The sequence below is a fragment of the Streptomyces sp. LS-MS-L19 genome (assembly GCF_058382285.1).
In genome coordinates this window covers 4,836,001-4,859,604 of the sequence record NZ_JBYCLL010000001.1, presented here as the reverse complement: position 1 = coordinate 4,859,604, position 23,604 = coordinate 4,836,001, and the positions used below count along the sequence as shown (strand labels likewise).

21 protein-coding genes and 6 tRNA genes are annotated in these 23,604 nt (G+C 69.8%); 11 read left to right on the top strand and 16 right to left on the bottom strand.

The annotated features are described in order from the left end of the window. Positions 1-25 precede the first annotated feature (25 nt). From AC2XR2_RS21720 to AC2XR2_RS21695, 6 genes are all read right to left on the bottom strand, one after another. A complete protein-coding gene (locus AC2XR2_RS21720) occupies positions 26-1,285 on the bottom strand; it encodes a sensor histidine kinase (protein WP_491516040.1) in 1,260 nt (419 codons plus the stop codon). Then, positions 1,267-2,061 (bottom strand): ABC transporter permease, encoded by a 795-nt coding sequence (locus tag AC2XR2_RS21715; protein ID WP_381302056.1) that lies wholly within the window; start codon positions 2,059-2,061, stop codon positions 1,267-1,269. Before AC2XR2_RS21715 ends, AC2XR2_RS21720 begins: the two co-directional genes overlap by 19 nt. Next, on the bottom strand, positions 2,058-2,990 hold the full coding sequence (locus AC2XR2_RS21710; RefSeq protein ID WP_449352641.1) for an ABC transporter ATP-binding protein: 933 nt from the start codon (positions 2,988-2,990) through the stop codon (positions 2,058-2,060). Before AC2XR2_RS21710 ends, AC2XR2_RS21715 begins: the two co-directional genes overlap by 4 nt. A 127-nt stretch (positions 2,991-3,117) precedes the next feature. Next, a tRNA-Gly gene (locus tag AC2XR2_RS21705) sits at positions 3,118-3,190 on the bottom strand. Between the two features lie 79 nt (positions 3,191-3,269). Then, positions 3,270-3,341: transfer RNA gene (locus AC2XR2_RS21700), tRNA-Gly, on the bottom strand. 123 nt (positions 3,342-3,464) lie between these two features. After that, positions 3,465-3,782: a histone-like nucleoid-structuring protein Lsr2 gene (locus AC2XR2_RS21695; protein WP_123761752.1), complete on the bottom strand. Its 318-nt coding sequence runs from the start codon at positions 3,780-3,782 to the stop codon at positions 3,465-3,467. A gap of 269 nt (positions 3,783-4,051) precedes the next feature. Between AC2XR2_RS21695 and purS the strand changes: the two genes are divergently transcribed. The 7 genes from purS (at position 4,052) to purM (ending at position 11,677) form a co-directional block, all read left to right on the top strand. Continuing rightward, positions 4,052-4,315: a phosphoribosylformylglycinamidine synthase subunit PurS gene (gene purS, locus AC2XR2_RS21690; RefSeq protein WP_123761751.1), complete on the top strand. Its 264-nt coding sequence runs from the start codon at positions 4,052-4,054 to the stop codon at positions 4,313-4,315. After that, positions 4,312-4,992 (top strand): phosphoribosylformylglycinamidine synthase subunit PurQ, encoded by a 681-nt coding sequence (gene purQ / locus AC2XR2_RS21685; protein ID WP_381302061.1) that lies wholly within the window; start codon positions 4,312-4,314, stop codon positions 4,990-4,992. The genes purS and purQ overlap by 4 nt, the downstream gene beginning before the upstream one ends. Continuing rightward, the gene (gene purL, locus AC2XR2_RS21680) at positions 4,989-7,247 is read left to right on the top strand and encodes a phosphoribosylformylglycinamidine synthase subunit PurL (protein ID WP_491516039.1); all 2,259 of its coding nucleotides are present in this window, start codon (positions 4,989-4,991) and stop codon (positions 7,245-7,247) included. The genes purQ and purL overlap by 4 nt, the downstream gene beginning before the upstream one ends. Positions 7,248-7,329: 82 nt before the next feature. Continuing rightward, positions 7,330-8,127, top strand: coding sequence for a maleylpyruvate isomerase family mycothiol-dependent enzyme (locus AC2XR2_RS21675; protein WP_491516038.1), 798 nt, complete (start codon positions 7,330-7,332; stop codon positions 8,125-8,127). 53 nt (positions 8,128-8,180) lie between these two features. Then, complete coding sequence (locus AC2XR2_RS21670) at positions 8,181-8,978, top strand: META domain-containing protein (protein ID WP_491516037.1); 798 nt, start codon at positions 8,181-8,183, stop codon at positions 8,976-8,978. A gap of 57 nt (positions 8,979-9,035) precedes the next feature. After that, positions 9,036-10,565 (top strand): amidophosphoribosyltransferase, encoded by a 1,530-nt coding sequence (purF, locus tag AC2XR2_RS21665; protein WP_030319192.1) that lies wholly within the window; start codon positions 9,036-9,038, stop codon positions 10,563-10,565. Between the two features lie 44 nt (positions 10,566-10,609). Then, positions 10,610-11,677: a phosphoribosylformylglycinamidine cyclo-ligase gene (purM, locus tag AC2XR2_RS21660; protein WP_491516036.1), complete on the top strand. Its 1,068-nt coding sequence runs from the start codon at positions 10,610-10,612 to the stop codon at positions 11,675-11,677. Positions 11,678-11,742: 65 nt separating this feature from the next. On the opposite strand, the gene AC2XR2_RS21655 is transcribed toward purM, so the two are convergent. Both AC2XR2_RS21655 and AC2XR2_RS21650 read right to left on the bottom strand, forming a co-directional pair. After that, positions 11,743-11,997: a DUF3073 domain-containing protein gene (locus tag AC2XR2_RS21655; protein WP_164434362.1), complete on the bottom strand. Its 255-nt coding sequence runs from the start codon at positions 11,995-11,997 to the stop codon at positions 11,743-11,745. 295 nt (positions 11,998-12,292) lie between these two features. Beyond that, on the bottom strand, positions 12,293-13,393 hold the full coding sequence (locus tag AC2XR2_RS21650; RefSeq protein ID WP_491516035.1) for a Leu/Phe/Val dehydrogenase: 1,101 nt from the start codon (positions 13,391-13,393) through the stop codon (positions 12,293-12,295). 223 nt (positions 13,394-13,616) lie between these two features. Between AC2XR2_RS21650 and AC2XR2_RS21645 the strand changes: the two genes are divergently transcribed. Both AC2XR2_RS21645 and bldC read left to right on the top strand, forming a co-directional pair. Beyond that, entirely contained in the window at positions 13,617-14,459 is an 843-nt protein-coding gene (locus AC2XR2_RS21645; RefSeq protein ID WP_330265908.1) for a DUF8083 family protein, read from the top strand. 455 nt (positions 14,460-14,914) lie between these two features. Next, positions 14,915-15,121: a developmental transcriptional regulator BldC gene (gene bldC / locus AC2XR2_RS21640; protein WP_003949541.1), complete on the top strand. Its 207-nt coding sequence runs from the start codon at positions 14,915-14,917 to the stop codon at positions 15,119-15,121. Between the two features lie 391 nt (positions 15,122-15,512). Here the strand turns inward: bldC and AC2XR2_RS21635 are convergent, their stop codons facing one another. The 8 genes from AC2XR2_RS21635 to AC2XR2_RS21600 all read right to left on the bottom strand — a co-directional run bounded on the left by AC2XR2_RS21635 (position 15,513) and on the right by AC2XR2_RS21600 (position 22,542). After that, positions 15,513-15,710: a DUF6274 family protein gene (locus AC2XR2_RS21635; RefSeq protein WP_381302069.1), complete on the bottom strand. Its 198-nt coding sequence runs from the start codon at positions 15,708-15,710 to the stop codon at positions 15,513-15,515. A 294-nt stretch (positions 15,711-16,004) separates the two neighbouring features. Next, positions 16,005-16,079, bottom strand: a tRNA-Asp gene (locus tag AC2XR2_RS21630). A gap of 94 nt (positions 16,080-16,173) precedes the next feature. Continuing rightward, complete coding sequence (gene hrpA, locus AC2XR2_RS21625) at positions 16,174-20,133, bottom strand: ATP-dependent RNA helicase HrpA (protein WP_491516034.1); 3,960 nt, start codon at positions 20,131-20,133, stop codon at positions 16,174-16,176. A gap of 70 nt (positions 20,134-20,203) precedes the next feature. Then, positions 20,204-20,518, bottom strand: a complete 315-nt coding sequence (locus AC2XR2_RS21620) for a hypothetical protein (RefSeq protein ID WP_449352634.1) — start codon at positions 20,516-20,518, stop codon at positions 20,204-20,206. Between the two features lie 73 nt (positions 20,519-20,591). Beyond that, positions 20,592-20,665: transfer RNA gene (locus AC2XR2_RS21615), tRNA-Phe, on the bottom strand. A 24-nt stretch (positions 20,666-20,689) separates the two neighbouring features. Next, positions 20,690-20,764 (bottom strand) — tRNA-Asp (locus tag AC2XR2_RS21610). A gap of 38 nt (positions 20,765-20,802) precedes the next feature. Beyond that, a tRNA-Glu gene (locus tag AC2XR2_RS21605) sits at positions 20,803-20,875 on the bottom strand. Between the two features lie 80 nt (positions 20,876-20,955). Next, positions 20,956-22,542: a metallophosphoesterase family protein gene (locus AC2XR2_RS21600; RefSeq protein WP_491516033.1), complete on the bottom strand. Its 1,587-nt coding sequence runs from the start codon at positions 22,540-22,542 to the stop codon at positions 20,956-20,958. 85 nt (positions 22,543-22,627) lie between these two features. On the opposite strand from AC2XR2_RS21600, the gene AC2XR2_RS21595 reads away from it, so the two are divergent. Then, the gene (locus tag AC2XR2_RS21595; RefSeq protein ID WP_123761739.1) at positions 22,628-22,978 is read left to right on the top strand and encodes a metallopeptidase family protein; all 351 of its coding nucleotides are present in this window, start codon (positions 22,628-22,630) and stop codon (positions 22,976-22,978) included. A 79-nt stretch (positions 22,979-23,057) separates the two neighbouring features. Beyond that, complete coding sequence (locus tag AC2XR2_RS21590) at positions 23,058-23,570, top strand: hypothetical protein (protein ID WP_491516032.1); 513 nt, start codon at positions 23,058-23,060, stop codon at positions 23,568-23,570. The last annotated feature ends 34 nt before the right edge of the window (positions 23,571-23,604 follow it).

Below are 23,604 nucleotides of genomic sequence, written 5' to 3'. Positions count from 1 at the left end.
ACACCCACGCCGTCACGAACCGCCCTCACGAAACCCCCTCCGCGACCGCCACCGGCACCCGGGCCACCAACCGGAACACCCCGTCCCGCGCGGGCCCCGCCTCCAGCGTCCCGGTCACCGCCGCGAGGCGTTCCCGCAGGCCGGCGAGGCCGGAACCGCCGGTGCCCGGGGATCTCGACACCCCGTCGTTCTCCACGGTCAGCACCACCCGCTCCGGCTCCCTCAGCACGGCCACCGTGCACCGCTTGGCGTCCCCGTGCCGCAGGACGTTCGTGGTGGCCTCCCGCACCACCCAGCCGAGCGCGGACTGCACCTCGGCGGGCAGCCCGGCCGGCTCCCCGGTGACCTCGCAGTCGATCCCGGCGGCGGTCAACACCCCTCGCGCTCCGGCCAGTTCGGCCCCCAGGTCGGCCTCCCGGTAGCCCCGTACGACATCCCGCACCTCGCGCTGTGTCTCCTGGGCGATCCGCTGCACCTCGGTCATCTGGTCCACGGCCTCCTCCCGGCCGCGCCGAGCGAGCTGCACGGCCAGCTCGCTCTTCAGCGCGATCACCGCGAGGTTGCGCCCCATCACGTCGTGCAGGTCCCGCCCGAACCGCAGCCGTTCCTCGGCGACGGCGAGCCGGGCACGGGTCTCGCGGGCCTCGTCGAGTTCGTAGACGGCGTTGAGCAGCCACACCGAGAAGACCGAGGTGAAGGCGAAGAACCCGGTTCCGAGCAGCACGGCCACCATCGTCGCGAGGGTCGTCGGACCGGGCATCCCCAGTGGGAAGGCGATGACTCCCGCGCCCGCCGCGAACCCCACGACCAGGCCGAAGATCCGTTTCCGCTCCCGTACCCCCAGCGCGATCGCCCCGGCGCCGAAGATCAGCACGACCGCGAAGATCCCCCCGGCCGCGGTGTCGACGTCCTCACCGCCCGGCCCGTGTTCCGTGATCGCGATGGCCGTCGTGGCGACCGCGACGGTGATCGCGCCGAGTGTCCACAGCATGTGGACGGGCTGCTCGCGGCTGCCGCGCGTCCAGTCCAGCGCCCGGGACGCCACCACGGCACAGGTCACCGCGTGCCCGACCAGCAGCACCAGCAGCAGGGCGGTCAGCCAGCCCGGCATCGCACCGAACAGCGGCAGCCCGACCGCGGCCACCTCGGTCACCGCGAAGAAGTGGAACGACCACCGCGTGTACGTCTCCACCTTCGCCGGCGTGCTCTTCCGCCGCCACCAGCCCCCCGGCTCGCGCACGCTCACCCCCACCAGCCCCCCGTACGTCAGCGCCTCGGCTCCCACCGGAACCACCGTCCCACAGCAAACACCGCGAGCACGGTCCAGGCCAGCGCGGTCGCGAGGGCGCCCAGTGCCTCGTACACCGACAGGGTGCCCGTCCAGCCGCCGCGGATCAGGGTGATCACGGGGGACAGCGGCAGCAGCTCGCACACCGACGCGAGCCGGTCGGGCAGCAGCTCCAGGGGGACGGTGACGCCCGAGAGGGTCATCGAGACCAGGACGAACGGCAAGGTGGTGACCTGCGCGCTCTCCACGGTCCGGGTCACGGTCGCCGTCGCGGCCGCGAGGGCCGCGCACATCACCAGGCCCGCCAGCAGCCCCAGGACGGCGAGATGGGGCGCGCGCGGCGCGGGCAGGTCGAGCAGGACCGTGCTTCCCGCCACCAGCACCAGGGACTGCACGACCCCGGTCGCGCCGATCGGCAGCGCGGTCCCGCACAGGATCTCGACGTCCCGCAGCTCCCCGGTGCGCAGCCGCTTCAGCACCAGTTCCTCACGCCGGGTGGTGTAGACAGCAGCGAGGGCGCTGTACACACCGAACAGCAGGGCGAAGCCGATGGCGGCGGGCAGCAGCACCAGGCCGGCGTCGAGCCCGACGTCCTCGACGTCCATGCCGTCCACGACGGACCGCAGGCTGAACGGCAGCACGAGCGGCACCAGCACGGCCGTGAGGAGCGTGGCCCTGCTCCGCCCGAGCAGGGTCAACTCGGCCCGGGCGAGCGCGCCCAGCCGCCCGGCGGGAGTGGTGAGGGCGCCTTGCCGCCCGGTGAGGGTGCTCATGCCACGACCTCCTCACGGGCCGCGATCCCGAGGAACGCCTCCTCCAGCGAGGCCGACCGCACATCGAGCCGCCGCAGCTCGACCCCGGCCGTCTGGGCCCAGGTCAGCAGCCCGGTGGCGGCCCGCTGCAACTCGTGCGTCCGCAGCCGTACGACCCTTCCGGCGACCTCGTGCCCGGACACCCCGAGCTCCCCGAGCGGCGGCAGGTCCCCCACGAAGTAGCCCTCGGGCAGCTCGAAGGAGATCCGAGCGGGCTGCGCGGCGGTCACCTCGTCCGGCGTCCCGGTGACCGCGACCCGCCCCTCGTGCAGGATCGCCAGCCGGTCGGCGAGATCCTCGGCCTCCTCCAGGTAGTGCGTGGTGAGCAGCACGGTCGTGCCGCGCTCCCGCAGCGCCCGCACCAACTCCCAGGTGTCCCGGCGCCCTTCGGCGTCCAGGCCGGTCGTCGGCTCGTCGAGGAACAGCACCTCGGGGTCGCCGAGCAGCGCGAGCGCCAGGTCGAGCCGCCGCCGCTCCCCGCCGGACAGCTGCTTGACGCGTACGTCGGTCCGCCGGGCGAGCCCGACGAGTTCCAGTACCTCCAGCGGCGGCCGGGCCCCGCTCACGCAGCCCGCCCACATCCGCGCGGTCTCGCCGACGGTCAGCTCGGAGGGGAAGCCGCCCTCCTGGAGCATCACGCCGGTACGCGGGCGTACGACGGCCCGCTCGCTGTAGGGATCGTGGCCGAGGACGCGGATGCGCCCCTCGGTCGGCCGGGCGAGCCCCTCCAGGAGCTCGACCGTGGACGTCTTGCCGGCGCCGTTGGTGCCGAGCAGGGCGAAGATCTCTCCCCGTGCCACGGAGAAGCTGATTCCGCGCACGGCCTCGAACCCGCCCCCGTACACACGCCGCAGGTCGGTGACCTCAATCACGTGTTCGTCGGTGTTCATGAACCCAGCGTCCCGGCGGACGGGACGCGACAGCAGTGCGCGCTGTCACCACTCCGTGTGACAAATGTCAGATGGTGTGGGGAGCAAGAAAAAACCCCGGTCCAGAGGACCGGGGTCTTCACTCGAGAGCGGACGACGAGGCTCGAACTCGCGACCTCAACCTTGGCAAGGTTGCGCTCTACCAACTGAGCTACGTCCGCATTGCATCCGACCGGCTCTCACCGATCGGCGCGAGCACCAGCCTACCTGATCCTCAAGGGACCGGGACCGGCGGTGCAGAGCGGGTGACAGGAATTGCACACTGCGCCTTCCTCCTGGAAGGAGGATGTTCTACTACTGAACTACACCCGCATGTACTCCGTGAGCTGGGCCTTTCGGCCTCGCCCCTCGGCGTGCTCCAGACTCTAGCTGACCGGGTGGGGTGCAACGCAAGTCGGTTGTCCCGAGGGGCGGGTGACCCGGCGTCGACAGGGCTTACTGGGCCTCGGCGAACGCCTCGTAGACCTTCTTGGGGATCCGTCCGCGGGCAGGGACGTCCATCTTGTTGGCCTGGGCCCAGGCCCGGACCGCCGCCGGGTCGGGGGCGACCTCGGTCTGCTTGTACGCCTTGCCCGACCTGGAGCGCTTGCGGCCGGCCTCCACGTAGGGCTCGAGCGCCTTACGCAGTTTCTCGGCATTGGTTTGATTCAGGTCGATCTCGTACGACTTGCCGTCGAGTCCGAAGGCGATCGTTTCCGCCGCTTCCGAGCCGTCGATGTCGTCAAAGAGAGTGACCACGACCTTCTGCGCCACGAATATCGGTCCCTTCGTACGGCACGTTGCCAATTCATTTGTACAGTGCCCGACAATGCATTGTGAAGCTCGACTAAATCCTTCCGCGTGTCCGAGCGCAATAGGTATCGGGTGTCGATCTGAGATCTTTCCCGGAAATTTTCGCGGACGTCCGGCTCCCTGCTGCTCCGTGATGGCCGTCACGTAGATTCCTACAACTCAACGCGCGTAGAAATTTTGTGCGGGTAGTCTGAAGGAACCTGCTCAGCACCACACCACCGGGAGTGCCAGTGGCACGCGTCGTAGTCGACGTCATGCTCAAGCCGGAGATCCTCGACCCCCAGGGCCAGGCGGTCCAGCGCGCACTGCCGCGACTGGGTTTCGACGGCATCTCCGACGTACGTCAGGGAAAGCGATTCGAACTGGAAGTTGACGGCCCGGTCGACGAGGCCGCGCTCGCCCGCATCCATGATCTTGCGGAATCCTTCCTCGCCAACACCGTGATCGAGGACTTCACCGTGAAGATCGAGGAAGTCGCGGAGGCCGTGAAGTGACCGCTCGTATTGGCGTCGTCACTTTCCCCGGCAGCCTCGACGACCGGGACACCCAGCGCGCGATCCGTCTCGCGGGTGCCGAACCGGTCGCCCTCTGGCACAAGGACAAGGACCTCCACCAGGTCGACGCGGTCGTGCTCCCGGGTGGTTTCTCCTACGGCGACTATCTGCGGGCCGGCGCCATCTCCCGCTTCTCGCCCGTGATGGAGACGGTCATCGAGCAGGCCAGGGCGGGTCTCCCGGTCCTCGGCATCTGCAACGGCTTCCAGATCCTCACCGAGGCCCACCTCCTCCCGGGCGGGATGCTCGGCAACGACCACCTCCACTTCATCTGCCGCGACCAGAAGCTGCGGGTGGAGAACGCGGACACCGCCTGGACCGTCGACTACGAGTCCGGCCAGGAGATCCACATCCCGCTGAAGAACATGGACGGCCGGTACGTCGCCGACGAGTACACGCTGGACAAGCTGGAGGCGGAGGGCCGGGTCGCGTTCCGTTACGTCGACTTCAACCCCAACGGCTCCCTGCGTGACATCGCCGGCATCACCAACGAGGCCGGGAACGTCGTAGGCCTCATGCCGCACCCCGAGCACGCCACCGAGCCGCTGATCGGGACGGGCCGCACCGACGGCCTCCCCTTCTTCACCTCGATCCTCAAGAAGCTGGTCAACGCATGAGCCGGACGCCTCTGGACACGGTCGAGCACGCGGCCGCGACCCCCGACGTCGAGCTGCCCTGGGCCGAACTCGGCCTGAAGAAGGACGAGTACGAGCGGGTCGTGGAGATCCTCGGCCGCCGGCCCACCGGGGCCGAGCTCGCCATGTACTCCGTCATGTGGTCCGAGCACTGCTCGTACAAGTCGTCGAAGGTGCACCTGCGCCAGTTCGGCGAGAAGGCCCCGCAGTCCGACGCCCTCCTCGTCGGCATCGGCGAGAACGCGGGCGTGGTCGACGTCGGCCAGGGCTACGCGGTCACCTTCAAGGTCGAGTCGCACAACCACCCCTCCTACGTCGAGCCCTACCAGGGCGCGGCCACGGGCGTCGGCGGCATCGTGCGCGACATCATCGCGATGGGCGCGCGCCCGGTCGCCGTGGTCGACCCGCTGCGCTTCGGTGCGGCCGACCACCCCGACACCAAGCGCGTGCTGCCGGGTGTCGTCGCCGGCATCGGCGGCTACGGCAACTGCCTGGGTCTGCCGAACATCGGCGGCGAGGTCGTCTTCGACGCCTGCTACCAGGGCAACCCGCTGGTCAACGCCGGTGCCATCGGTGTGATGCGGCACGAGGACATCCACCTCGCGAAGGCGTCCGGCGCGGGCAACAAGGTCATCCTGTACGGGGCCCGGACCGGCGGCGACGGCATCGGCGGCGCCTCCATCCTGGCCTCCGAGACCTTCGACGACGCCAAGCCCTCGAAGCGCCCGGCCGTCCAGGTCGGAGACCCCTTCCAGGAGAAGCTCCTCATCGAGTGCACCCTGGAGGCCTTCAAGGAGAAGCTGGTCGTCGGCATCCAGGACCTCGGCGCGGCCGGCCTGTCCTGCGCCACGTCCGAGCTCGCCTCCAACGGCTCCGGCGGCATGCGCGTGACGCTGGACGACGTACCGCTGCGCGACTCGACGCTCTCGCCCGAGGAAATCCTCATGAGCGAGTCGCAGGAGCGCATGTGCGCGGTCGTGGAGCCGGAGAAGGTCGACCGGTTCCTGGAGATCTGCGACAAGTGGGACGTCATCGCGACCGTCATCGGTGAGGTCACCGACGGCGACCGCCTGGAGATCTACTGGCACGGCGGCAAGATCGTCGACGTCGACCCGCGCACGGTCGCGCACGACGGCCCGGTCTACGAGCGCCCCTACGCCCGCCCGTCCTGGCAGGACGAGCTCCAGGCGGACGACGCGAACAAGCTGCCGCGGCCTTCCTCGGGCGAGGAGCTGAAGGACCAGGTCCTGAAGCTGGTCTCCTCCCCCAACCAGGCCTCCAAGAAGTGGATCACCTCGCAGTACGACCACTTCGTGCAGGGCAACACGGTCCTCGCCCAGCCCGAGGACTCCGGCATGATCCGCATCGACGAGGAGACCGGCCTCGGTGTCGCCATCGCGACCGACGGCAACGGCCGGTACGCCAAGCTGGACCCGTACGCGGGCGCCCAGCTGGCGCTCTCGGAGGCGTACCGCAATGTCGCCACCACGGGTGCCAAGCCGCTCGCGGTGTCGGACTGCCTGAACTTCGGCTCGCCCGAGGACCCGGCGGTGATGTGGCAGTTCGCGGAGGCCATCCGCGGCCTCGCCGACGCCTGCCAGCAGCTCGGCACCCCGGTGACCGGCGGCAACGTCTCGCTCTACAACCAGACGGGCGAGGCGGCGATCCACCCGACCCCGGTCGTGGCCGTGCTCGGCGTCATCGACGACGTGGCCCGCCGCACCCCGGTCGCCTTCCAGGAGGAGGGCCAGCTGCTCTACCTCCTCGGCGACACCCGCGAGGAGTTCGGCGGCTCGGCCTGGTCCCAGGTCGTCCACGACCACCTCGGCGGTCTGCCCCCGAAGGTCGACCTGGAGCGCGAGCGCCTGTTGGCGGAGATCCTGATCTCGGCCTCCCGCGACGGCATGATCGACTCCGCGCACGACCTCTCCGACGGCGGCCTCATCCAGGCGGTCGTGGAGTCGGCGCTGCTCGGCGGCAAGGGCGCGCGTCTGGTCGTACCGGACGGGCTGGACGCGTTCACGCTCCTCTTCTCCGAGTCGGCGGGCCGTGCCGTGGTGGCGGTCCCCCGCTCCGAGGAGCTCCGCTTCAACGACATGTGCGGTGCGCGCGGCCTGCCCGTCACCCGCATCGGCGTCGTGGACGGCGACTCCGTCGAGCTCCAGGGCGAGTTCGAGCTGTCCCTGGAGGAACTGCGCACGGCGCACGAGGAGACGATCCCGGCGCTGCTGAAGTAGTCGGTCGTACGACTGAGCAGGCCCCGCCCGTCACCCGACGAGCGGGGCCTGCCCGTGTCCGGGGCCGTCTAGGCTCTCTGTCATGCCCCCGGCCAGGAAGCGCGCACGCGCGTACGACTCCGTCAAGATCCGCAAGGCCGTGCAGGCCCAGCTCGGTAACGTGCAGGAGGCCGTCCGCACCCTGAGTGCCGAGCAACTGGCGCTCCCCACGCGGCTGGGCGAGTGGACCGTGCGGGAGTTGGTCGCGCACATCGGGATGGCGGTGACCGCCGTGCACCGGGCCCTGGACCGGCCCGCGCCCCCGCGGCAGGACGCCGTGCTGCTCGACTGGCCCTTCGCCACCGCCGCCAGCTCCGCGGCCATCGACGACTTCACCCGCGGCCTCGCCGCACAGCACCCCGACCTCGACGCCTACCTCACCGACGTCGAGCGGACCCTGACCGGGCGGCTGGACGCGCACCCCGGCAGCCGGCTCCTGGAGACCAACGCCGGTGCGCTGCCCCTCGACGACTACCTGGTCACCCGGACCGTCGAGCTCGTCGTCCACACCGACGACCTGAACGCGGCCGTCCCCGGCCTGGAGATCCCGTACGACCGACAGGCCCTCGCCGCCTGCACCCGGCTCCTCGCCGACGCCCTCGCCGCGAAGGCGCCCGGCGGTTCGACCGAAGTGCGGGTGCCGCCGTACGCCGTCGTGCAGTGCGTCGAGGGGCCCAAGCACACCCGGGGCACCCCGCCGAACGTCGTCGAGACCGACCCGCTGACCTGGCTCCGGCTCGCCACCGGGCGGCTGACCTGGAAGGACGCCCTCGACGAGGCGAAGGTCAGCGCGAGCGGGGAGCGGGCGGACCTGGGCGGGCTGCTTCCGCTGATGGGCTGACAGCCGCCAGGTGCCGCGCTGAACCCTTCTCCCGCCTCCTGCGTCCAAGAGTCATGAAGCGGACGACATACACCAAGTACGCCGCCGCAGCCCTGGCCGGGAGCACCGTCCTGGCCGCCTGCGGCACCGAGTCGGTGGGGAGCCCGGCCGAGGACGTCTCGACCATCGCCGACACCTCCTGGGTGCCGCGGAAGGTCACCGTCGACGGCAAGGACTACGTCCTCCCCACGAAGGACGCTCGCAAGACGGCCCGCATCGTCTTCAAGCCCGACGCCGACGCCTCCCACGACGACGACGGCGGCGAGTCCGGCGGCTCGGTCGGCTGCAACACCATCGGTGCCGACGCCGAGATCAGCGGCGACACCGTGCGGATCACCGACCTGGTCCAGACGCTGATCGGCTGCCCCGACCCGCTCGGCGAGTTCGAGGCCCGGTTCGTCGAGGTCTTCGAGGGCACCCACAAGGCCAAGGTCTCGGAACGGGACGGCGTCAGCACCCTGACCCTGACCACCCCCGGCGGCGACAGCATCACCTTCCGCGAGAAGAAGGCCCCCGCCGTGAAGGGCACCCGCTGGTCCCTCGGCGAGAACGCCCATCTCACCCTCACCAAGAACGACACCGTCACCGGCAGCCTCGGCTGCAACACCTTCCACGGCGAGGCCGTCGTCAAGGACGGCACCATCGCCTTCGGCCGCCTCTCGACCACGCGCATGATGTGCTCGGGCCCGGTGATGAAGACCGAGCGCCACCTCGCCGAAATCCTCTCCGGCAAGGTCTCCTACCAGCAGGAACGGGATTCACTGAAGATCACGAACCCCTCCGCCGGCAGCGTCACGGCCCGCGCGGAGTAAGAAAGCCCACTCTCCGCGAATTCGGACCAGTGGTCGATCTCGCCTACACTCGGAGCCGTGCCACGTGGTGACGGTCGACTCAGTCATGATCTGCTCCCCGGCGAGAAAGGTCCTCAGGACGCCTGCGGCGTCTTCGGGGTCTGGGCTCCCGGTGAAGAGGTCGCCAAGCTCACTTACTTCGGGCTCTACGCCCTCCAGCATCGGGGCCAGGAATCCGCGGGAATCGCGGTCAGCAACGGCTCCCAGATCCTCGTCTTCAAGGACATGGGCCTCGTTTCCCAGGTCTTCGACGAGACCTCTCTCGGTTCGCTCCAGGGTCACATCGCGGTCGGTCACGCCCGCTACTCGACCACCGGGGCCTCCGTGTGGGAGAACGCCCAGCCGACGTTCCGCGCCACCGCGCACGGTTCCATCGCGCTCGGCCACAACGGCAACCTGGTCAACACGGCGCAGCTCGCCGAGATGGTCGCCGACCTCCCGAAGAAGGAGGGCGGCCGCACCCCGCGCGTCGCGGCCACCAACGACACCGACCTCCTGACGGCCCTGCTCGCCGCCCAGGAGGACGAGGACGGCAAGCCGCTGACCATCGAGGAGGCGGCCCACTCCGTCCTCCCGAAGGTGCGCGGCGCGTTCTCGCTCGTCTTCATGGACGAGCACACCCTCTACGCCGCCCGCGACCCGCAGGGCATCCGCCCGCTGGTCCTCGGCCGCCTGGAGCGCGGCTGGGTCGTCGCCTCCGAGTCCGCCGCCCTCGACATCTGCGGCGCGTCCTACGTCCGCGAGATCGAGCCGGGCGAGTTCGTCGCCATCGACGAGAACGGTCTGCGCACCTCCCGATTCGCGGAAGCGAAGCCCAAGGGCTGTGTCTTCGAGTACGTCTATCTGGCGCGCCCCGACACCGACATCGCCGGCCGGAACGTGTACCTCTCCCGCGTGGAGATGGGCCGCAAGCTCGCGAAGGAAGCGCCCGTCGAGGCCGACCTCGTCATAGCGACCCCGGAGTCGGGCACCCCGGCCGCGATCGGGTACGCGGAGGCGTCCGGCATCCCCTTCGGCGCGGGCCTGGTGAAGAACGCCTATGTGGGCCGTACGTTCATCCAGCCCTCGCAGACCATTCGCCAGCTCGGCATCCGCCTGAAGCTGAACCCGCTGAAGGAAGTCATCAAGGGCAAGCGGCTGGTCGTCGTCGACGACTCGATCGTGCGCGGCAACACCCAGCGCGCCCTGGTCCGCATGCTCCGCGAGGCGGGCGCCGCCGAGGTCCACATCCGGATCTCCTCGCCGCCCGTGAAGTGGCCCTGCTTCTTCGGCATCGACTTCGCCACCCGCGCGGAGCTCATCGCCAACGGCATGACGATCGACGAGATCGGCACCAGCCTGGGCGCCGACTCCCTCGCCTACATCTCCATCGACGGCATGATCGAGGCGACCACCATCGCCAAGCCGAACCTCTGCCGCGCCTGCTTCGACGGCGAGTACCCGATGGAGCTCCCGGACCCCGAGCTGCTCGGCAAGCAGCTCCTGGAGACCGAGCTGGCCGCGGGGCCCGCCGCCACGGCCGCGGCCGACGCGATCCGTCGCCCGTAGGCAGCCCGTCACACCTGCCGTACGACACGAAAGTTCTCATAGCCATGTCTGAGACAACTGGTGCCAGCTACGCAGCCGCGGGCGTCGACATCGAGGCGGGCGACCGCGCCGTAGAGCTCATGAAGGAGTGGGTGAAGAAGACCCAGCGCCCCGAGGTCCTCGGCGGCCTCGGCGGTTTCGCCGGCCTCTTCGACGCCTCCGCCCTCAAGCGCTACGAGCGTCCCCTGCTCGCCTCCGCCACCGACGGCGTCGGCACCAAGGTGGACATCGCGCGCCAGCTGGGCGTCTACGACACCATCGGCCACGACCTGGTCGCGATGGTCATGGACGACATCGTGGTGTGCGGTGCCGAGCCGCTGTTCATGACCGACTACATCTGCGTCGGCAAGGTCCACCCCGAGCGGGTCGCCGCGATCGTCAAGGGCATCGCGGAGGGCTGTGTGCTCGCCGGGTGCGCCCTGGTGGGCGGCGAGACGGCCGAGCACCCCGGTCTGCTGGGTCCGGACGACTTCGACGTCGCCGGGGCCGGTACGGGCGTCGTGGAGGCCGACCGGCTGCTGGGCGCGGATCGCATCCGTAAGGGTGACGCGGTCATCGCCATGGCGGCCTCGGGTCTTCACTCGAACGGGTACTCGCTTGTCCGGCATGTGCTGCTGAACGAGGCGGGCCTCGCCCTGGACGCCCGGATCGACGAGCTGGGCCGCACCCTCGGCGAGGAGCTCCTGGAGCCCACCAAGATCTACTCGCTGGACTGCCTGGCCCTGATCCGCACGGCCGAGGTGCACGCCTTCTCGCACGTCACCGGTGGTGGTCTCGCCGCCAACCTGGCCCGCGTGATCCCCGACGACCTGCACGCGATCGTGGACCGCACCACCTGGACCCCGGACCCGATCTTCGACCTGGTCGGCAGGACGGGTCAGGTCGAGCGCCCGGAGCTGGAGAAGACCCTGAACATGGGCGTCGGCATGATCGCGATCGTCCCCGAGGAGTCGGCGGACGTGGCGCTGGCGACCCTGGCCGACCGCGGGGTCGAGTCCTGGATCGCGGGTGAGATCACGGACCGGGGCGACAAGGAGACCGGTGCGGAGCTGGTGGGTGACTACAGCGCCTGACGGGCAGCGCAAAACCCGGTCCGGTGGTGTGGACCACTCGGACCGGGTCAAGCACAGCTAGAGCGTCAAGCGCCGCGGCGGTGTTGGGACGTGGGACCGGACTCGTCGTCCTCGTCCTCGTCGTCGTTGTAGAGATCCGCGTACTGGGCGTACGGGTCGTCTTCCTCGTCGTCGTCCTCGAACGGCTCGCCATTCGGCGGCTGGCTCGAAGTCGAAGCGCCCAGCTCATTGGCCAGACGCGACAGGTCAGTCCCGCCGCTGCTGTACTTCAGCTGGCGGGCGACCTTCGTCTGCTTGGCCTTTGCCCGGCCGCGCCCCATGGCTCGACCCCCTCGGATACGGGGCTCGGTGGCCCCAGAGTCTTGACACGCGTTCATGATCTGGAACGGACTCTCCACAGAGAGACCGGTCCGTAGGGCTTCCACGGTACCTGAGCCCACGCCCATACGGTACGTCGCCCGCAGCACGGGCCCTGCACCGGCACCCGCGGGGAGCCCCGTCCCCGCTGGTCAACCGCGATTTTAACCACTTCTTCGCGGCCGACCCGCCGACGAACGTGAGAGTTCTCTCTAAGTGTGCGCCGACGGGTACCGGTCAAACATCAGTGCGCCCGGTTCACGACCGCTTCACGGCCGCCTCATGCATGCGCTGCTCGGCGATCCGGTCGGCCGCCGCGGCCGGCGGAATCCCGTCTTCCTTCGCACGTGCGAATATGGCCAGCGTCGTGTCGTAGATCTTCGCCGCCTTCGCCTTGCAGCGCTCGAAGTCGAACCCGTGCAGTTCGTCGGCGACCTGGATGACCCCGCCGGCGTTCACCACGTAGTCCGGCGCGTAGAGGATCCCGCGGTCGGCGAGGTCCTTCTCGACACCCGGGTGCTCGAGCTGGTTGTTGGCGGCGCCGCAGACGATCCGCGCGGTCAGCGCGGGCACGGTGTCGTCGTTGAGGGCGCCCCCGAGCGCGCAGGGGGCGTAGATGTCGAGGCCCTCGGCGCGGATGAGGGTCGCGGTGTCGGCGACGGCGGTCACGCCCTTCGGGTGCGCCGCGAGGATCCGCCCCACGGCCTCCTCGCGCACGTCCGTGATCACGACCTCGGCGCCCTCGCGGCGCAGGTGCTCGACGAGGTGGTGCCCGACCTTGCCGACGCCCGCGATGCCGACCTTGCGGCCGCGCAGCGACGGGTCGCCCCACAGGTGCGCGGCGCTGGCCCGCATGCCCTGGTAGACGCCGAAGGCGGTGAGGACGGAGGAGTCGCCGGCGCCGCCGTTCTCGGGGGAGCGGCCGGTCGTCCAGCGGCATTCCCGGGCGACGACGTCCATGTCGGCGACATAGGTGCCGACGTCGCAGGCGGTGACGTACCGGCCGCCGAGGGAGGCGACGAAGCGGCCGTAGGCGAGGAGTAGTTCCTCGCTCTTGTCGCGCTCCGGGTCCCCGATGATCACGGCCTTGCCGCCGCCGTGGTCGAGCCCGGCCATGGCGTTCTTGTACGACATCCCGCGCGCGAGGTTCAGCGCGTCGGCGACGGCCTCCGCCTCGGTGGCGTACGGGTAGAAGCGGGTCCCGCCGAGTGCGGGGCCCAGCGCGGTGGAGTGGAGGGCGATGACGGCCTTGAGGCCGCTCCTGCGGTCCTGGCAGAGCACGACCTGCTCATGGCCGCCCTGGTCCGAGTGAAACAGGGTGTGCAGCACATCAGCAGCGGCGCCGGTTACGTCGGTCACTGTGGTGACTCCTGGGTAAGGGTCGGCGATCTGGCGCAGGCTTCCCGTACGGGTGGCGGGGCCTGTGAGCACGAGATTAGAGCGTGTGACGCCCCGAGAGCGTGCAGTGCTCAGGATCACCTTCCCGTGACCTGCCGGCGTGCGACGATTTGCATAGTTTTCCCGCACGTTTGTGTGCGGGTTTCGCAGGTTTTCCCGGCAGGCGGCGGGGGAGAGAGCAGGCGTGCCCAAGGTGTCCTCGGTGATCGTCCCGTACGCGACCTATCTGCGCGTGTACGAACCGCTGGCCGCCTTCCCCGAACCCGAGCGCACCCACTGGACCCGCTACGCCCGCCGCCGGGACCGTCCGTCGTACCAGGACGAACTGCGCCGCTCGCTGGCCGACCTGCTGCCCACCCCGCCGGTCCCGGTGCCGGTGCACGAGAGCAGCGACGCCTTCGTGCTCGAGGTGGACGGCGTGGTCTGTGTGTGCCCCTGGCGCACCCGGCTGCGCGGCTGGCTGGCCCTGGAGGAGCTCGGCGAGGAGCTGCCGGGGCCGGTCCTGGACGCGGTGCTGCCCGAGGTCGTACGGCACCAGACCGCCCAGGACTACGAGCGCTGGCTCGCCCGCAACCCGGACGCCCGGCCGTGGATCCGTACGGCGACCTGGCAGGTGCCGCTGAACTGGTTCGTGCTCGTCTCGGACGAGGAGCGGCGGTTCGACAAGGGGTCCGGCGAGGTCCCGCCCATGCTGCGCTACCGCACGCCCATGGTGCAGGCCCGGCGGCGCGTGGCGCGGGCGTTGCGGGCGCTCAAGGACGCCGTCGACGAGGGACCGCTCATCGACGGCCTGATCGACGTGGGGCGCTGGCTGGAGGAGTTCCACCCGCGCTCGCTGGTCGAGCTCGACTACGGCGGGCTGGTGCACGTGCTGCCGGCGGGCGAGCTGGAGGACGACCACTCGGCGGCCGATGTGGCCGAGGGCATCGAGGCGCTGCGGCACGGTGACGGGGCCGCCGCGGGCGAGGCCTACGGGCGGCTCGTGGAGCGCTGGCGGGGCGTCAGGGACCGGCGCTCGGCGAACTGACGTTTGACGTGACGCCCGTTTTGGGGTTTCGTCCTCGCTCAAGGTGTCACGAGGTTTCGCTGATGTCCCATCACAAGGGGCAAGCGTGACGGACCGCACGTATCCGGCTCTTGCGCCTCTTGCCCCTCCTCATGCCAAAATAGGACAAGGGGCCCGGGGGAGGTTCCGCTTTGGGGGGTCTGGTGACTCCTGATCGCTCTGTGACTGATCGTCACAGTGGCGTGACTGTCCGCTATGGCATGGTCCATCGGCTTCCGTCGCCGATGAACGTCTGGGGGGCAAATCCATAGGTTTGGCCTACGCGGCTGGACAGATGGTGTAGTTGTAGTGCCGAGGACAAGCCGTTCGTCCTATAACCGACTCGACTCGCGTCCGCCATTTCGGGCAACGCGGGTCAAGGTGCAGAATTTAGAGGAAAGAACCGAGAAGGTTCGGTTCTCCCGAGGAGGCCGCTCATGACCGCTCGCACCCCTGATGCCGAGCCGCTGCTGACCCCGGCTGAGGTCGCCACGATGTTCCGCGTGGACCCGAAGACGGTCACGCGGTGGGCGAAGGCCGGCAAGCTCACGTCGATCCGTACGCTCGGCGGGCACCGCCGTTACCGCGAGGCCGAGGTCCGCGCTCTGCTCGCGGGCATTCCGCAGCAGCGCAGCGAGGCCTGAACAACTCAATAACCGGACAAACCGGCCTGCCCCCCAGCTGGCTGCGGCGTCCGAACCTCAGCTCCAAGCGACGCGGGTCCTGCCCCAACAGGGCCCATTCTCAACCTCGTCGTCGATCGCGCTGGACTCCGCCGAGTCCAGCGCGATCTTTTTTGTGCCCGCGCTGTGGGGGGTCGGCGGCCCTGTGAGTGGGCTTGTCGGAGTCTGGGGAGGGGTGTCGGATCTCCTGTGCGGAGGGGGCCTGGACAGGTCGGATCAGTAGTGCAATTGCACATATTAAATTGACCTGTTGTAGGGGAGGGGTAAGTTCCACGGTTTCAAAAACTCATGCGGTGACTCCCGTCACATGCCAGAGTCCTTGTTGCCGTTGGGGCTTGTGCGCTAGAGGAGGTCATGCCGGGGAGGGGGTCTCGTCCTCCGCCGGTGCCTCCGGGGGTGCGACGGCTCCGGCTCGGGGTGGGGAGTCCATCGCCAGGCGCAGGAGGCGGTGGCAGATCGGGCAGTGCCGGGTCAGATGTCGATACGACGAGGCGGCCGACAGGTGCGCGCGGAGCAGGGCCCGCGTCTCGTGCCTGACCGATGCCGCCATACGCCACCTCCGGGCTCCGTTGGGAACGGGGGCCTGGTTTCTGGGTACCGGGGTCTGAGGGCGCCGTCAAGATGGCGTGGCGCTCCGCGGGGGCGCCGCGCTTGCCCTGAACGCCGCCTGCGCCGCACCCGGCGCCGCGGTGGCCGTCCTGGGGGCTGCCGCCCCCAGCCCCCCGCTTCGGCCCTGAAGGGGCCTCGTCCTCAAACGCCGGACGGGCTGGGGTGCCTGGACCGGCATCCAGATACGAAGAAGGCCCGCGCCCCGTTCCCGGGATGCGGGCCTGACTTCCTACTGCGGTCCTGACGGGATTTGAACCCGCGGCCTCCACCTTGACAGGGTGGCGAGCACTCCAAACTGCTCCACAGGACCATGTTTCGCGGCGCTTATTGGTGCGTTGCGCTGCGAGAAGGACTGTACAGGAGCGGGCGGGTCCTGGTCGAACTCACTCACAGTGGCCGCGTGATCACGGTGCCAACTGGTCGATCGTCTTCACGATCCGCTTGTCGGAGATCGGGTACGCCGTGCCCAGCGCGTGGGCGAAGTAGCTGACCCTCAGCTCCTCGATCATCCAGCGGACGTCCCGGACCTGCTGGGGCACGGGCCGGCCCTGCGGGAGCTGTTCCAGGAGCCAGGCGTACTCGTCCTGCATCTCGTGGACCTTCTCCATACGGGTCGTGTCCCGCTGGACGTTCGTCGGCATCTGCTGGAGGCGCCGGTCCGCCGCGACCAGGTAGCGCATCAGGTCGGGCAGGCGCCGCAGCCCCGTCTCCGTCACGAACCCCGGCTTCACCAGCGCGTCCAACTGCTTCCGCACGTCCGCCAGGTTCGCCAGCAGCGCCGGGCTCCGGACGGCCTTCAGGCGCCGCTCACACGCCTGCCAGGCGGCGAGCACCTGCTGCACCTGGCCCACCGTACGGACCGTGGTGTCGACGATCTCCGCGCGCACCTTGTCGTAGAGCTTCCGGTAGGACTCCTCGTCCCACGCCGGCCCCCCGAAGTCCCCGATCAGCTTGTCCGCCGCCGCGGTCGCGCAGTCGTCGAACAGGGCCTGGATGGAGCCGTGCGGGTTCGCGGACAGGGCGAGCTTCTGGGGGTTCGTCAGCTTCTCGGACGCGAACTTCGCCGGGCTCACCGGGATGTTGCGCACGATCAGCCGCCGCGTGCCCTTCCACATCGCCTCGGCCTGCTCGGCCTCGGTGTCGAAGAGGCGGACGGAGACGGTGTCGCCGTCGTCCACCAGCGCCGGGTACGCCTTCACCGGCTGCCCGGCGCGGCGAGTCTCGAAGACCCGGGTGAGGGAGCCGATCGTCCAGTCCGTCAGGCCCTTGCGCTCCAGCGACTCGCCGCCCTCGCGGGACGCGGTCGCGGCCGCCGCCTGGGAGAGGGCCTGGCGTGCCTTCGGCCTCAGCTTGAGGCGCAGGGACTCCAGGTCCTTGTCCTCGGCCAGCTTCCGCCGCCGTTCGTCGACGATCCGGAACGTGATGCGCAGGTGGTCCGGGATCCGCGACTGGTCGAAGTCGTCGGCCTCGAAGGGGACTCCGACCATGCGCTTCAGCTCGCGGGCCATCGTGACCGTGAGAGGTTCCTGGAGCGGCACCGCCGTGTCCAGGAAACGCTTCGCGAAGTTCGGCGCCGGCACGTAGTTGCGGCGGATCGGCTTGGGGAGGGAACGGATCAGCTCCGTCACCAACTCCTCGCGCAGGCCCGGGATCTGCCAGTCGAAGCCCTCGTCCTTCACCTGGTTCAGGACCTGGAGCGGGATGTGGACCGTCACACCGTCCGCGTCCGCGCCCGGCTCGAACTGGTACGTCACCCGGAACTTCAAGGGCCCTTGCCGCCAGGAGTCCGGATAGTCGGCCTTGGTGACCGCCTCCGCCGACTCCCGGATGAGCATTTCCCGCTCGAAGTCCAGGAACTCGGGCTCCTCGTGCCGCTTGCGCTTCCACCAGGAGTCGAAGTGGGCGCCGGAGACCACGTGTTCGGGCACCCGCTGGTCGTAGAAGTCGAAGAGGGTGTCGTCGTCGACCACGATGTCCCGTCGCCGGGCCCGGTGTTCGAGCTCCTCGACCTCGCTCAGCAGCTTGCGGTTGTCGGCGAAGAACTTGTGGTGCGTGCGCCAGTCGCCCTCGACCAGGGCGTTGCGGATGAAAAGCTCGCGGGACGACTCCGGGTCGATCCGGCCGTAGTTCACCTTCCGCTGGGCGACGATCGGCACGCCGTACAGCGTGACCTTCTCGTACGCCATCACCGCGGCCTGGTCCTTCTCCCAGTGCGGTTCGGAGTACGTCCGCTTCAGCAGGTGCTCGGCCAGCGGCTCGACCCACTCGGGCTCGATCTTGGCGTTGACGCGGGCCCACAGCCGCGAGGTCTCCACCAGCTCGGCCGACATGACGAACCGCGGCTGCTTCTTGAAGAGGGACGAGCCCGGGAAGATCGCGAACTTGGCGTTGCGGGCGCCCAGGTACTCGTTCTTGTTGCCGTCCTTCACGTCCTTCATCCCGATGTGGGAGAGGAGGCCGGCGAGGAGGGAGACGTGGACGGACTGGTCGGCCGCGTCCTCCTCGTTGAGGTGGATGCCCATCTGCTTGGCGACCGTGCGCAGTTGGGTGTAGATGTCCTGCCACTCGCGGATGCGCAGGAAGTTCAGGTACTCCTGCTTGCACATCCGGCGGAAGGACGACGAACCCCGCTCCTTCTGCTGCTCGCGGACGTACCGCCACAGGTTCAGATACGCGAGGAAGTCGCTGGTCTCGTCCTTGAAGCGGGCGTGCTGCTGGTCGGCCTGGGTCTGCTTGTCGGCCGGGCGCTCGCGCGGGTCCTGGATGGACAGCGCGGCGGCTATGACCATGACCTCGCGGACACAGCCGTTCTTGTCGGCCTCCAGGACCATGCGGGCCAGGCGCGGGTCGACCGGCAGCTGGGCGAGCTTGCGGCCGGTCTGGGTGAGCCGCTTGCGTACGTCCTTCTCGGAGGGGTCCAACGCGCCCAGTTCCTGGAGGAGTTGGACGCCGTCGCGGATGTTGCGGTGGTCCGGCGGGTCGATGAAGGGGAACTTCTCGATGTCGCCGAGGCCGGCCGCGGTCATCTGGAGGATGACGGAGGCGAGGTTGGTCCGCAGGATCTCCGCGTCCGTGAACTCCGGGCGGGCCTCGAAGTCCTCCTCGCTGTACAGCCGGATGCAGATGCCGTCCGAGGTACGGCCGCAGCGGCCCTTGCGCTGGTTGGCGCTGGCCTGCGAGATCGCCTCGATCGGCAGCCGCTGGACCTTGGTGCGGTGGCTGTAGCGGCTGATGCGGGCGAAGCCGGGGTCGATGACGTACTTGATGCCCGGGACGGTGAGGGAGGTCTCGGCCACGTTGGTCGCCAGAACGATCCTGCGCCCGGTGTGCGGCTGGAAGACGCGGTGCTGCTCGGCGTGCGAGAGCCGGGCGTACAACGGCAGCACCTCCGTGAAGCGGTAGTTCTTCTTCACCAGGGCGTCAGCCGTGTCCCTGATCTCCCGCTCACCTGACAGGAAGACCAGGATGTCGCCCTTGCCCTCGCCCTGGAGCTCCTCCACGGCGTCGCAGATCGCGGTGATCTGGTCGCGGTCGGAGTCCTCCGAGTCCTCTTCGAGGAGGGGCCGGTAGCGGACCTCCACCGGGTACGTCCGGCCGCTGACCTCGACGATCGGGGCGTCCCCGAAGTGCCGGGAGAACCGCTCGGGGTCGATGGTCGCCGAGGTGATGACGACCTTCAGGTCGGGACGCCTCGGCAGCAGCTGGGCCAGGTACCCCAGCAGGAAGTCGATGTTGAGGGACCGCTCGTGGGCCTCGTCGATGATGATCGTGTCGTAGGCGCGCAGCTCGCGGTCGGTCTGGATCTCGGCGAGCAGGATGCCGTCCGTCATCAGCTTCACGAAGGTCGCGTCCTGGTTCACCTGGTCGGTGAACCGCACCTTCCAGCCGACGGCCTCGCCGAGCGGGGTGTCCAGCTCCTCGGCGACCCGCTCGGCGACCGTGCGGGCGGCGATCCGGCGGGGCTGGGTGTGGCCGATCATGCCCTTGACGCCCCGGCCGAGCTCCAGGCAGATCTTCGGGATCTGGGTGGTCTTGCCGGACCCGGTCTCACCGGCCACGATCACGACCTGGTGATCACGGATGGCGGCCGCGATCTCGTCCTTCTTCTGGCTGACCGGGAGCTGCTCGGGGTAGGTCACGGCGGGCACCCGGGCACGGCGCGCGTGCACCCGTTCCTCGCCCTTGCCGACCTCGGCCTCGATCTCGGCCAGCACGGCGGTGCGCGCCTCCGGCTTGCGGATCCGGCGCGCGCCTTCGAGCCTGCGCCCGAGCCGTTGCGCGTCACGCAGGGTCAGCTCGGTCAGGCGGGCGGCGAGATCCCCGAAGCCGGGGGTGCCGGGGGCGGGGGCAGGGTGCGTAGACATACGCGATCCAGGATCTCATCCCCGGGAAATTGGTGGCGAACGGTTTTGTCCCGGGCGGCGGAACCCGCGATCAGGGGAGCTGCGGGGCCGGAGGAGAGGCCGGTGCGGCGGGCTCCGAGGCCGGTGCGGCCGGTGCGGTCTCCCGCTTCTCGCCCAGGGCGATGGACCGCGCGGTGTTGGAGACGGCCTTGATGCCCAGATAGGCGGTGGTCATGCTGCTGACCGCGGTGAAGGCGGCGGTGAGGACGCCGACGATCACCGCCTTGTCGCCGTCGAGCCGCCAGACCCCGACGACCGCCACCCCGGCGATCGCGAGATTGCTGGCCAGTACGGCGAACAGCCCGTACCGCGCCCGGGCCAGCTCCAGACCGTCGTCCTGCTTCATCGTCCCCGCCCCTTGCGCCCTCGGCCACGGCAGATACAACAAGACCCCGATCCGGAGATCGGGGTCTGTGCTGTGGCTGGGGCCGGGGTCGAACCGGCGACCTACCGCTTTTCAGGCGGTCGCTCGTACCAACTGAGCTACCCAGCCGAGAGGCTTCTCGCGAAACCTCAGCGGTCCTGACGGGATTTGAACCCGCGGCCTCCACCTTGACAGGGTGGCGAGCACTCCAAACTGCTCCACAGGACCAAGCGTTGTGCACGAACAGTGTCGCACACGGTATTGCGTGCCCCCAACGGGATTCGAACCCGTGCTACCGCCTTGAAAGGGCGGCGTCCTAGGCCGCTAGACGATGAGGGCTATCGGCCCGCCTGGGCGCTTCTCAGCGCGTCGGGGACGTGAGAAGCATATGGGATGCCGGGAGGTATCGCCAAAACGGTTTAAGGGCTGCCGCTGGGCGATGCCGAGGGGGAGCCGGTGGGCGAGCCCGTGGGGGAGGGCGTGGCCCCCGGCTGATTGGTGTCCGGGAGGTGCCGGCTGACCTCCGCCGTCGTGAGGCCGAGGCCGCCGAGCTTGATCTCGTCCCAGGCCTGGAGGCGGCGGGTGTCGCGGTCCAGGTAGAGGATCGAGGCCTCGATGGGGTCGGGGTACTTGCCCTCGACGGCCCGCAGACCGCTGCCGCCCGTCGATCCCTCGACGCGCAGTCGGGTGCCCTTCTTCATGACCTCCATCTCCTGGTGGTGGAGGTGGCCGGACAGGATCATCGGGACCTCGCCGTCGACCTCGCGGGCGGCCGAGGGCTCGTGCGCGATCGCGATGTCGACCGGGGTCCCGGCGGCCCGCTGCGCGCGCAGGGCCGCGGCCAGGCGGGCGCCCGCCGCCTCCTGGGACTCGTCGGCCCCCGGGTTGGTGGAGCGGTCGGGGGTGAACTGGGGGTCGCCCATGCCGGCGAAGCGCAGCCCGGCGATGGTCTCCGCCTTGCCGTTGTCGAGGACGTGGACCCGCTTGAGGCCCTCCATATAACGCTGGGTGGTGAGGGAGTCGTGGTTGCCGCGCACCCAGACGTACGGCGCCCCGAGGTCCGGGATCGGGTCGAGGAAGCCGTTCTCCGCCGCCGTACCGTGATCCATGGTGTCGCCGGAGTCGACGATCACGTTGACCTTGTACTGCTCCACCAGCGAGGCGATGATCTTCCAGCTCGCCGGGTTGAGGTGGATGTCGGAGACGTGCAGGACCCGGATGGTGGTGGGGTCCGGCTGGTAGGCGGGGAGCGTGGACGTGACGTCGTAGAGCTTCGTCACGTTGGTCACCAGGCGGGCCAACTCCTTCTGGTAGACGTCGAATTCGGTGACGATGTTGCGGGCGTTGCCGACCAGGGACGGGGCGGAGGAGAGCAGCCCCGAGAACTTGGGCTCCAGGACGGACTCCGGGTTCCAGGTGGCGTACGCGGTGCCGCCCGAGGCCGCCAGGAGGGTGAGGGCGAGGCCGCCGGCGGCGAGGGCGCGGCGGGGGCGGCGGTAGACGGCGAGGCCGAGGGCGGTGGCCCCCGACACCACGGCTACGCAGGAGCGGACCGCGAGGTCGAGGGTGCCGTGCTCGACGTCCGAGGCGACCTCGTCCTGGAGGCCGGAGAGCCGTTCGGGGTGGTCGACGAGGGCCTGGGAGCGCTCCGGGTCGAGCTGGTCGACGTTGACGTCGAGGCGGACCGGCGCGTGGTGGCTGTTCAGCTGGAGGGCGCCGAGAGGGGACACGTTGATCTTCGTGCCGCCGGACAGGGACGGGCGCAGGGTCATCGTCGTGTTCATGGGCCCGACGGGCACCCGTACGTTGCCGACGATCAGCAGGCCGAGCCAGGCGCCCATGAGGACGACGGCGACGAGACCGAGGGCTCGGGTCCAGGGATGAGCCGGATGGACCAGTTCGACGGACGGGTGGGAGCGGCGCCCGGCGTAGTGCCGGGTGAGGGTGTGCGGTGACTTCTGAAGGGCGGACAGGATCTTCCGGGCGGCGGCGGGGACGCGGGCCATTGGTCCCGTATGCCCAAGTCCGCGCGTGGATATGCGGGCGTGCTCATGACTCTCGTACGGCGGGGTCGTACCGGAGAATGGGGTTGTGCTGGAGATGACGCGCGAGGAGTTCGAGGAACTGGTCGCCGAGGCGCTGGACCGGATTCCGCCGGAGTTGACGCGGCTGATGGACAACGTCGCGGTGTTCGTCGAGGACGAACCGCCGGCGGACGATCCCGAGCTGCTCGGGCTGTACGAGGGCACTCCGCTGACCGACCGGGGCGAGTGGTACGCCGGGGTGCTGCCGGACCGCATCACGATCTACCGGGGGCCCACGCTCAGGATGTGCGAGTCGCGGGACGACGTGGTCGCGGAGACCGAGGTGACGGTGGTGCACGAGATCGCCCACCACTTCGGGATCGACGACGCGCGGCTGCATGCACTCGGGTACGGATAGCCGGTTCGCGTGTCCTCTTGTGGGCGGCGGGAGTTGGGCAGGTTGACTCCTTGACGACCGCCCTCGGAGGTGGCTGCTCGTGCGCCCCTTGTACGTACCCGTCCGTCTGGCCGCCACGGTCATGGCCGTCGCCGCCGCAGCGGGCTGCATGAGCGTGGGCGGGGACGACGGAGGCGGCAGCGCGAAGCCGTCGCACTCCGCCGGTGAGCGGGGCGGCTCCGGGTCCGGCGGGGGCTCGGTGGACTCCGGCGGGTCCGTGGGGCTCGGCGGGGCGGCCGCGGACGGCAAGCACGGGAAGCGCAAGGGCAAGCACGGCGAGGAGTCGGCGTCCCCGTCGGCGTCCGCCTCGGCGAGTGCGTCCGCCTCCGCGGGGGCGAAGCCGGGGGTCTCGGTGAAGCCGGCGCCGTCGGCGACGAAGGCCGACCCGGTGCCCACGCGCACCTCCGACCCGGAACCGCCGGCGTCGAGCGAGCCGCCCGCCTCCCCCACGCCGTCACCGCCGCCCGCGGAGCCGTCGTCGTCCGCGCAGCCGGAGACGGGACCGCAGTTGAGCCAGCGCGAACCGGCGCCGACGGCCGGGTCGCCGGTGTGACGGTGAAGGCGCCCGAGTGACCTCGGATACATAC